A 10,302-nucleotide genomic window follows, 5' to 3' on the forward strand; every position below is an offset into this window, starting at 1 on the left:
CGTGAGGGGCCGTCCACCCATCATTCCGGGGCCGCGCAGCGGAACCCGGAATCCATAGCGTTGGTGTCGAAGGAAAAGCGAAACCTCGCAAATATCCAGGAATTTCGAGCAGCGTCGGCACTCTGGATTCCGGGTTCCGCGGCGCGGCCCCGGAATGACGACGCCGAGCTGTCTGCCGCGCCGATACAACTCATATGCGATCGCCCTGCCCCTGGGGGAGGGTTCCAGCCTGAATGCCGGCGGCACCTTTCCCGCTCAAGCTGCGCCCCTGTCGAGATAAAGGGCGAGCGCCTCAAGCAGGCCGCCGCAGCCATCCCTGCGGCTCGCCACCTCGTCCTTGCCGTCGAGAAAGGCGGCCTGCTCGGTGTAGACGAGCTTCGTGCCGTCGCCGTCGGGCAGGAACTCGATGGTCGCGAGCGAGGCCGAGAAGGGCGTGCCCTCCAGCGTCATCGCATAGGCGATGACGATGCGGCGGTCGGGCACGATGTCCATGTAGAGCGTTTCGTTGCCCATGGGCGGGCCGTCGCCGAAGCGGAAGCGGCTGCGCTCGGCTCCGCTGACGCGGAAATCGGCCTCGTAGCCGTCGATCGTCCAGCCCTCGCCCTCGATGAACCATTTCCGTTTGGCGGTGGGGTCGGCGAAAGCCGCGAAGACGACGGCCGGCGCGACAGCATAACGCCGCTCGATGGTGAAAGTGCCGTGCTGGACGGAATGCGCGGTCATCGGACTTCTCCTCTCTGTGCACCGGCCCATCGGCTTTGATGCAACCAGTTGCGGTTTGCAAGCAGTTGATATCTAGCGAAACCGGTAGTACTTTGCAACTGGTTTTTTTGGAGAAGAGAATGGATGCCGTTTCCGAGCATCGATCGGGGTGCCCCATCAACCTGACCGTCGAGATATTGGGAGACCGGTGGAGCCTGCTGATCCTGCGCGACATGATGTTCGGCAACCGCCGGCATTTTCGCGAGCTGCTGACCAACTCGCAGGAGGGCATCGCCTCCAACATTCTTGCCGACCGGCTGAGGAAGCTGGTGGAGCAGGGCATGCTCACCAGGGCGGACGACCCGACGCACAAGCAGAAGGCGATCTACAGCCTGACCGAGAAGGCAATCGAGCTTGTTCCGGTGTTCGCCCAGATCGGCGCCTGGGGCTCGAAATGGCTGCCGGTGAGCGAGGAGCTGTCGATCCGCGCCATCCTGCTGGAGCAGGGCGGCCCGAAGATGTGGGAGCAGTTCATGCGCGAGCTGCGCCGCGAGCATCTCGGCGAGAGCGCCGCCGACGCCGACCCGGACGAGTTGCCGGTGTGGATGCAGCTTAGGGCGGGTTATGAGGCGGTGATGGCGCGCAAGGCCGGCGAGGGCGATGCGGGTCAGGCCGGCGACTGACCGTTTCACCTCGCCACAGCGATCCGCACGATTTGGTTGCTCTACCCCCTCCGGCCCTTCGGGCCAGAGACCTCCCCCTTGAGGGCAGGGCAATTGCATATGGCAATCGACGACGACTTTCGCCGCCCGTACCCCCACCCCTAACCCCTCCCCACAAGGGGGAGGGGAACTTTGCGGCCGCCATGCCGCGCGAAACCGCGAGGATTGACGCCTTGCGGTGATGCCAACCGGTCCCCCTCCCCTTTGTGGGGAGGGGTTAGGGGTGGGGTAAACTCATATGCGATTGCCCTGCCCTCAAGGGGGAGGAAGGCAGCGAGCCTGGCGCCACTCCGTGCCCTCGATGGGGAGGATGCCGAGCGAAGCAAGGCGGGTGGGGTGAAAGACGCCGGTGTCAGGCCCGAGCGGTCGAGGGGTTTGCCTGCGCGCCGGCGCAAGCGGTCGCCAGCGCGGTCATGATCTCGGCGGCGGCGAGTGCCGCGATCACGGCGGGGCGCTTGTCCCTGACGGCATCGCCGCCGATCGGCGAGACGAGGCGCGCAAACGTCCGTTCGCTGCCGCCGGCGGTCTTGAGATACCAGCCGCGGAAGGTCGCCTTCTTGGTCTTCGAGCCGATCATGCCGACATAGGCCGCGTCGTCGCGCTTGAGCGCTTCGGCGACGATCAGAAAATCCAATGCGTGGTCGTGGGTGAGCACGACGAAGGCGGAGCCGGCCGGCGCCGCGCGCACCATCTCCTCCGGCACAGGCGTCAGTTTTGCCTCGACCGCCATGGGCATGCCTTCCAGGGCTTCGGCGCGGGTCTCCACCACGATGGTCCTCAGCGGCAGCAGCGAAAAGGCCGAGGCCAGCGCGTGGCCGACATGGCCGCCGCCGAAGAGATAGACATGCGGCAGCCGGGCATCTTCGGCCGTGGCCTGGTCGAGAAGCCGGGTTTTGAGCGCTTCGTCGACCAGGCGAATCGACAGCTCGACCCGCCCGCCGCAGCACTGGCCGATCTCGGGGCCGAGCGGGATGGAGAGCAGGGTCTCCCTCCCCCTTGAGGGGAGGGTGGCGGCGAAGCCGCCGGGTGGGGTCGTTGCGGCAGTGCTCGAGGTTCCTTGCCGCGCCGCAAGATCAGGTCGGCGCGTTGCCGCAACAACCCCCTCTGTCGCCTTCGGCGACATCTCCTCGAGGGGGGAGAGGGCGCCGCGCAGCATCTCGCGCGCCTTGTCGATCGCCATGAATTCGAGCTGGCCGCCGCCGATCGTGCCGAAGATTTTTTCCGGCGACACCAGCATCCAGGCGCCCTTCTCGCGCGGCGTCGAGCCTTTTGCCGAGGCGACCTCGACCAGGGCGGTGGGGCCGGCGGCGAGGAAAGTCCTCAGAGACTGAACGGTGAAGGTCATGGCGCGGTGACCCACCGATATGCGGGAAGGCCGCGTTCCGTCGCACCCCCCTCTGTCCTGCCGGACATCTCCCCCGCAAGGGGGGAGATCGGCAGCGTTGACCTTGCCGCCATTCTTGCACCGTTGGCGATTGGCGAAATCAAGGCGGCCGGCAAATCTCCCCCCTTGCGGGGGAGATGTCCGGCAGGACAGAGGGGGGTGCGACTGAGCGCAAACATCACGAGCAACTATACCAGCATTTCCGCCGATTGACCGGCGGAGCCTACCTTCCCGCCCCCCCTCTCAGCCGCTCGATCGCCATCAGCACGCGCTCCGGCGTGGCGGGGGCGTCGAGGCGCGGGCAGAACCTGTGATCGGCGACGCTTGCCACCGCGTCCGACAGCGCGTGCAGCACGGACATGGCCAGCATGAAGGGCGGCTCGCCCACCGCCTTGGAGCGGTGGATGGTCGGCTCATGCGCCTCCGGCCAGTCGGCCAGCGTCACGTTGAAGATCTTCGGGCGGTCCGAGGCGAGCGGGATCTTGTAGGTCGACGGCGCGTGGGTGCGCAGCCGCCCCTTGCCGTCCCACCAAAGCTCCTCGGTGGTCAGCCAGCCCATGCCCTGGATGAAACCGCCTTCGATCTGGCCGAGATCGATCGCCCGGTTCAGCGAGCGGCCGGTCTCGTGCAGGATGTCGGAGCGCTCGACCACATACTCGCCCGTCAGCGTGTCGACCGACACCTCCGAGCAGGAGGCGCCGTAAGCGAAGTAGTAGAACGGATGGCCTTCGCCTTTGTCACGGTTCCAGTGTATCTTCGGCGTCTTGTAGAAGCCGGCGGCCGACAGCTGGACGCGCGCCATATAGGCCTGCTTGACCAGGTCGGGGAAGGGAATCTCCTGGTTGCCGATCCGCACCCGGTTGGGCAGGAACGCGATCTGGTCGACCGGCACGGAATATTTGTCCGCGGCGAAGTCGGTGAGCCGCTTCCTGATCTGGCGGGCCGCGTCCTGCGCCGCCATGCCGTTCAGGTCCGAGCCGGACGAGGCTGCGGTCGCCGAGGTGTTGGGCACTTTTGCGGTCGTGGTGGCGGTGATCTTCACCCGGTCGATGTCGATCTGGAATTCTTCCGCGACCACCTGGGCGACCTTGACGTAGAGCCCCTGGCCCATCTCGGTGCCGCCGTGGTTCAGGTGCACGGAGCCGTCGGTGTAGACATGCACCAGCGCGCCGGCCTGGTTGTAGTGGGTCGCGGTGAAGGAGATGCCGAATTTGACGGGCGTCAGCGCCAGGCCGCGCTTGACGATGCGGCTGTTGGCGTTGAAGGCGGCGATCTCGCGGCGGCGGCCCTCGTAGTCGGCGCTTGCCTCCAGTTCCGCGACGATGCGGTGGATGATGTTGTCCTCCACCGTCTGGTGGTAGGGCGTCACGTTGCGCTCGCCCCTCTTGTCGCCTTTCTGGCCGTAGAAGTTGAGCTTCCTGATCTCCAGCGGGTCCTTTCCGACCGCGAAGGCGACCTCGTCGATGATGCGCTCCGCGCCGACCATGCCCTGTGGGCCGCCGAAACCGCGGAAGGCGGTGTTGGAGACGGTGTTGGTGTAGAGCGGCGCGGACTTCGCCTGGACGGCCGGCCAGAAATAGGCGTTGTCGCAGTGGAACAGCGCGCGGTCGGTCACCGGGCCTGAGAGGTCGGACGAGAAGCCGCAGCGCGCCGCATAGATGTAGTCGACGCCAAGAATATTGCCTTCATCGTCGAATCCGACGTCGTAGTCGACGACGAAGTCGTGGCGCTTGCCGGTGGCAAGCATGTCGTCGTCGCGGTCGAGCCGGATTTTTACGGCGCGGCCGAGCCGCTTGGCGGCTATCGCAGCCAGCGCGGCGAACTGGTTGCCCTGCGTCTCCTTGCCGCCGAAGCCGCCGCCCATGCGCCTGATCTCGACGGTGACCGCGTGGCTCGGCACGCCGAGCGCATGCGCCACCATGTGCTGCACCTCGCTGGGGTGCTGGGTCGAGCAGTGGACGGTGACGTCGCCGTCCTCGCCGGGCACGGCGAGCGAGATGTGGCCTTCCAGGTAAAAGTGATCCTGGCCGCCGACGCGCATGCGTCCCTTCACGCGGCGCGGCGCGGTGGCGATCGCGCCGGCCGCGTCGCCGCGCTTCAGCGTCAGCGGCGGCGTGACGAGCTTGTCCTTCGCCGGATCGAGGTCCCACACGTCGATGACGGCCGGCAGTTCGTCGTACTCGATCCTCGCCAGCCGGCAGGCACGGCGCGCCTGCTCGCGGGTTTCGGCGATGACGCAGAAGATGGGCTGGCCGAAGAACTGCACCGCGCCTTCGGCCAGGATCGGCTCGTCGTGGCGGCCGGTCGGGGAAATATCGTTCTCGCCGGGCACGTCGGCGGCGGTCAGCACGGCGATGACACCGGGAGCGGTTCCGACGGCGGAGAGGTCGATGCCGCGAATGGTTGCATGTGCAACCGTCGACAGCCCGAGCGCGCCGTGCAGCGTGCCGGCCGGCTCCGGCATGTCGTCGATATAGACGGCTTCGCCGGTGACGTGCTTGTGCGCGGAATCGTGGCGCTGGTCGGTGTGGACGGCGCCGGCGATCCTTGCGGCCTTGAGGTCGGGAGAGGCATGCTTGTTCATCGACACATCCCCCCGGCGTGGCGCTCCTTCGCACCCCCCTCTGTCCTGCCGGACATCTCCCCCGCAAGGGGGGAGATCAGCCTGCCGCTTGGATTTCGACGGTCGCCGAGGTCGCAGGAGAGGCGATGCCGCCGAAACTGCCAATCTCCCCCTTTGCGGGGGAGATGTCCGGCAGGACAGAGGGGGGTGCGAAGGAGCGCGAATGTTCCCATATCCGGCATAGATCCCATCACGCCGCGCGTCCGACCTGGACCGGCGCCCTCGTGCCGGTCGTCTCGACGAAGAAGCGGCGGAGCAGGTTCTTCGCCGCCAGCATACGGTATTCCGCGCTGGCGCGCATGTCGGTCAAGGGCGTGAAGTCGGACTCGAAGGCGGCGAGCGCGGCGTCCACCGCCGCCTCCGTCCAGAGCCTGCCTTCCAGCGCGGCCTCGACGGCGAGCGCGCGTTTCGGCGTCGCCGCCATGCCGCCGAAGGCGATGCGGATCGATGCCACCGTGCCGTCTTCGGCGAGCCGCAGCCGGAAGGCGCCGAGCGTCGAGCTGATGTCCTCGTCGCGCCGTTTCGACACCTTGTAGACGGCGAATTTTTCGTCCTTTGCCGGCAGCGGAACGGTGACCCTCTCGACGAACTCGCCGGGCAGCCGGTCCTGCCTGCCGTAGGCGACGAAGAAATCCTCCAGCGGGATGCTCCGGCGCTCCGCGCCCTTGTGCAGCGTGAGTTGCGCGCCCAGCGCGATCAGCGGCGGCGGCGTGTCGCCGATCGGCGAGCCGTTGGCGATGTTGCCGCCGATCGTGCCCATGTTGCGCACCTGCTCGCCACCGAGGCGGTCCAGCAGCGTGCCCATGGTCGGGATGCGGTCCGCGAGCAGCGCGAAGGCCTCGGTGTAGGTGACGCCGGCGCCGATGGTGATGACGCCATCCGCTTCGGAAATGGATTTCAGCTCGTCGATCCCGCCGATGAAGACGACCGGGGAAATCTCGCGCATGAATTTCGTCACCCACAGGCCGACGTCGGTGGAGCCGGCCACCACGGTCGCTTTCGGCTCGGCCTGATAGATCTCGGCGAAATCGTCGAGCGAGGCCGGCACGACGAGGCGTGCCTTGCCCTCGCCGATGTCGACGCGGCGGCCGTCCCTGAGTGTCGCCAGCCTCTTCGCGATCTGCGCGCGCTCGGCGAGCAGCGGGTCCTTCGCCGCCTGGCCGTAATCGGAGATGGCGCGGGCGGCGCGCATGATCGCCTCGTAGCCGGTGCAGCGGCAGAGATTGCCCTGCAGTGCCTTCTCGATCTCGGCATCCGACGGGTTAGGGGAGCGCATCCACAGGCCGTAGAGCGACATGACGAAGCCCGGCGTGCAGAAGCCGCATTGCGAGCCGTGGAAGCCGACCATCGCCTGCTGCACCGGATGCAGCCTGCCGTCCTTGCCCTTCAGATGCTCGATGGTGACGACATGGGTGGCGTCGAGCGAGCCGACGAAGCGGATGCAGGCATTGACGCTCTCATAGACGAGTTTTCCGCCGGAGAGCCGGCCGACCAGCACGGTGCAGGCGCCGCAGTCGCCCTCGGCGCAGCCCTCCTTGGTGCCGCGCAGGCGCTGCTCCAGCCGCAGCCAGTCGAGCAGCGTCTCGTCGGGCGCGACGTCGGAGAGCGCCACGTCCTCTCCATTGAGGATGAAGCGGATTTCGGCGCGGGTTTCTGTCCTTGCCATGGCTCAGCGCCTTTCCAGGGACCAGCGGTATGGGCGGCGCTCCTTCGCACCCCCCTCTGTCCTGCCGGACATCTCCCCCGCAAGGGGGGAGATTGGCAGCTTCGACGACTTCGCATCTTCTGCGAAGTTGGAGATTGGCGAAAGGAAAGCGGCAGGCCAATCTCCCCCCTTGCGGGGGAGATGTCCGGTAGGACAGAGGGGGGTGCGAAGGAGCGCCGGGCTGAACACAACCATCAGCTCCCCCTGTAGGTCGAATAGCCGTAGGGCGAGATCAGCAACGGCACGTGGTAGTGCGTCTGCTCGGCCATGCCGAAGCGGATCGGGACCTGATCCAGAAAGGCCGGCTCCGGCAGCGCCGTAGCGTGTGCGCGCAGATAGTCGCCGGCGGCGAAGACCAGCTCGTATTCGCCGGCGGCGAAGGCGTCGCCTTCCAGGAGCGGGGCGTCGCAGCGGCCGTCCGCATTGGTGACGACCGTCTTCAGATGCGACCGGCGCTCGCCGTCGAGCCTGTAGAGCGCGATCCTCAGCCCGGCCGCCGGCTTTCCGGACGCGGTGTCGAGCACATGGGTGGTCAGCCGCCCGCCTTCTGCCTTCGCCATTCGGCCTCCCTCCGTGGTACGTTCGAACGCGATCCTGGATCGTACATGGATTAAAGGCCATGCCGCGGTCGCAGGGAAGCGGAGCGCCACAAAAAGACTTTCAAATTTTTCGGGGGGATCGGCTTCCCGTGGCATCCGCTATCGTTCAGACAACAAAGAGGAAACGGCCAACCCATGACTCCCAAACGTTATATCCGGGACATGCGCGGCTACGGCGCCAATCCGCCGGATCCGCGCTGGCCGAACGGCGCCTTCGTCGCCGTCCAGTTCGTCGTCAACTACGAGGAGGGTGGCGAGAACTGCCTGCTGCATGGCGACGCCGCCTCCGAGGCGTTCCTGTCCGAGATCACCGGCGCGCAGCCGTGGCCCGGCATACGCCACTGGAACATGGAATCGATCTACGAATACGGCGCGCGCGCCGGCTTCTGGCGGCTGCACCGGCTGTTCACGGAAGCCAGTGTGCCTGCCACCTGCTATGGCGTCGCCTCGGCGCTGGCCCGCTCGCCCGACCAGGTCGCGGCCATGCAGGAGGCTGGCTGGGAGATCGCGTCGCACGGGCTGAAGTGGGTCGATTATCGCGAATACTCGGCCGAGGAGGAGCGCGCCCACATGGCCGAGGCGATCCGCCTGCATACGGAAGTCACCGGCGAGCGGCCGACCGGATGGTACACGGGCCGGACCTCGGTCAACACGGTGCGGCTGGCGGCGGAGGAGGGCGGTTTCGACTATGTCTCCGACACCTATGACGACGACCTGCCCTACTGGCTCGATCATGACGGCCACGGCACCGCGATCCCACCGCAGCTCATCATCCCCTACACGCTCGACGCCAACGACATGCGCTTCGCCATCTCGGCCGGCTTCACCAATGGCGACCAGTTCTTCGCCTACCTGAAGGACGCCTTCGACGCGCTCTACGCCGAAGGCCAAGCGGGCCGGCCGAAGATGATGTCGATCGGCCTGCATTGCCGGCTCGTCGGCCGGCCGGGACGCGTGCTCGGGCTGAAGCGCTTCATCGACTATGTGAAGGGCCATGAGCGCGTGTGGCTGCCGCGGCGCATCGACATCGCCCGCCACTGGCGCGAGACGCATCCGTACCAGGCACCGGCGCTGCGCCCCTCGCGCCTCGGCCGCGAGGAATTCGTCGAAAAGTTCGGCGGCATCTTCGAGCATTCGCCCTGGGTTGCCGAGCGCGCCTTCGAGCTCGAGCTCGGCGCGGCGCATGACAGCGTCGGCGGCCTCGCCAACGCGCTCTGCCGCGCCTTCCGCTCGGCTTCCGAGGAGGAGCGCCTCGGCGTGCTCAAGGCTCACCCCGATCTCGCCGGAAAGCTGGCGCAGGCAAAACGCCTGACGCCGGAATCGGCGAAGGAGCAGGCCTCGGCCGGGCTCGACGCGCTGACCGACGCCGAGCGCGCCCGCTTCACCGAGCTGAACGGCGCCTATGTCGAAAAATTCGGCTTTCCCTTCATCATCGCGGTCAAGGGACGGACCAAGGCGGATATTCTGGCTGCCTTCGAGAGCCGCATCGCCAATAACCGTGCCACGGAATTCGCAACAGCCTGCGGCCAGGTGGAGCGCATCGCGCTTCTCAGGCTGAAGGACATCCTGCCCGCCTGAGGAGCGACCATGACCGCCCGCAGCTATTACGCGCCCAAAGGCGGCCTGCCGCCGCAGACCGACCTGATCACCGACCGGGCCGTGTTCACGCAAGCCTATGTCGTCATCCCGCGCCGCGAGTTCAGCGACATCGTCGCCAGCTACCTGCCGTTCTGGGAGAAGACGCGCGCCTGGGTGATCGCGCGGCCGCTCTCCGGCTTCGCCGAGACCTTTTCGCAATATGTGATGGAGGTTCTGCCCGGCGGCGGCAGCGACAACCCGGAACCGGATGCGGGCGCGGAGGGCGTGCTTTTCGTGGTCGAGGGCGAAGTGACGGTCACGCTCGGCGGGAAAGCCCATGCGATGACACCGGGCGGCTACGCCTTCATCCCGCCGGGCAGCGCCTGGAGCCTGCGCAACACCGGTGGCAGCGCGGCGCGCTTCCACTGGATCCGCAAAGCCTACGAATTCGTCGACGGCATAGAGCCGCCGCAGGCCGTATTCGTCAACGAGCAGGAGATCGAGCCGGCGGCCATGCCGGATACGGGCGGGCGCTGGGCGACCACGCGCTTCGTCGACCCCACGGACGTCCGCCACGACATGCACGTCACCATCGTCACCTTCGAGCCGGGCGGTGTCATTCCCTTCCCGGAGACGCATGTCATGGAGCACGGGCTCTACGTGCTGGAAGGCAAGGCGGTCTACCGGCTCAACCAGGACTGGGTGGAGGTCGAGGCCGGCGACTTCATGTGGCTGCGTGCCTTCTGCCCGCAGGCCTGCTATGCCGGCGGCCCCGGAAAATTCCGCTACCTGCTTTACAAGGACGTCAACCGGCATGCGAAGCTGGGGGGATTCGGGCGATGATCGCGTTCCTTCGCACCCCCCTCTGTCCTGAGCCTGTCGAATGGGCCGGACATCTCCCCCGCAAGGGCAGGGCAATCGCATATGCCGATGATGATCGTCATTCCGGGGCCGCGCAGCGGAACCCGGAATCCAGAGCGTTGGTGTCG

Annotated in this window: 8 protein-coding genes; 3 read left to right on the forward strand and 5 right to left on the reverse strand. The window is 67.0% G+C overall.

Translation table 11 applies throughout. From position 1 onward, the window contains the following. Positions 1–255: 255 nt before the first annotated feature. Complete coding sequence (locus AC5JDC_RS29875) at positions 256–723, reverse strand: SRPBCC family protein (RefSeq protein WP_495847307.1); 468 nt, start codon at positions 721–723, stop codon at positions 256–258. A gap of 119 nt (positions 724–842) precedes the next feature. Here AC5JDC_RS29875 and AC5JDC_RS29880 point away from each other — a divergent pair, with 119 nt between their 5' ends. Further along, positions 843–1,385, forward strand: a complete 543-nt coding sequence (locus AC5JDC_RS29880) for a winged helix-turn-helix transcriptional regulator (RefSeq protein ID WP_495847309.1) — start codon at positions 843–845, stop codon at positions 1,383–1,385. A gap of 391 nt (positions 1,386–1,776) precedes the next feature. Here AC5JDC_RS29880 and xdhC read toward each other — a convergent pair whose 3' ends face one another. From xdhC to uraH, 4 genes are all read right to left on the reverse strand, one after another. Then, on the reverse strand, positions 1,777–2,769 hold the full coding sequence (gene xdhC / locus AC5JDC_RS29885) for a xanthine dehydrogenase accessory protein XdhC (RefSeq protein WP_495847311.1): 993 nt from the start codon (positions 2,767–2,769) through the stop codon (positions 1,777–1,779). A 262-nt stretch (positions 2,770–3,031) separates the two neighbouring features. Further along, on the reverse strand, positions 3,032–5,392 hold the full coding sequence (gene xdhB / locus AC5JDC_RS29890) for a xanthine dehydrogenase molybdopterin binding subunit (protein WP_495847313.1): 2,361 nt from the start codon (positions 5,390–5,392) through the stop codon (positions 3,032–3,034). 229 nt (positions 5,393–5,621) lie between these two features. Then, a complete protein-coding gene (xdhA, locus tag AC5JDC_RS29895; RefSeq protein ID WP_495847315.1) occupies positions 5,622–7,097 on the reverse strand; it encodes a xanthine dehydrogenase small subunit in 1,476 nt (491 codons plus the stop codon). A 233-nt stretch (positions 7,098–7,330) separates the two neighbouring features. After that, positions 7,331–7,696, reverse strand: coding sequence for a hydroxyisourate hydrolase (gene uraH, locus AC5JDC_RS29900; RefSeq protein WP_495847317.1), 366 nt, complete (start codon positions 7,694–7,696; stop codon positions 7,331–7,333). A 174-nt stretch (positions 7,697–7,870) separates the two neighbouring features. Here uraH and puuE point away from each other — a divergent pair, with 174 nt between their 5' ends. Next, entirely contained in the window at positions 7,871–9,313 is a 1,443-nt protein-coding gene (gene puuE, locus AC5JDC_RS29905) for an allantoinase PuuE (protein WP_495847319.1), read from the forward strand. Positions 9,314–9,322: 9 nt separating this feature from the next. Next, entirely contained in the window at positions 9,323–10,156 is an 834-nt protein-coding gene (locus tag AC5JDC_RS29910; RefSeq protein ID WP_495847321.1) for a bifunctional allantoicase/(S)-ureidoglycine aminohydrolase, read from the forward strand. The last annotated feature ends 146 nt before the right edge of the window (positions 10,157–10,302 follow it).

This window comes from Kumtagia sp., assembly GCF_059502445.1.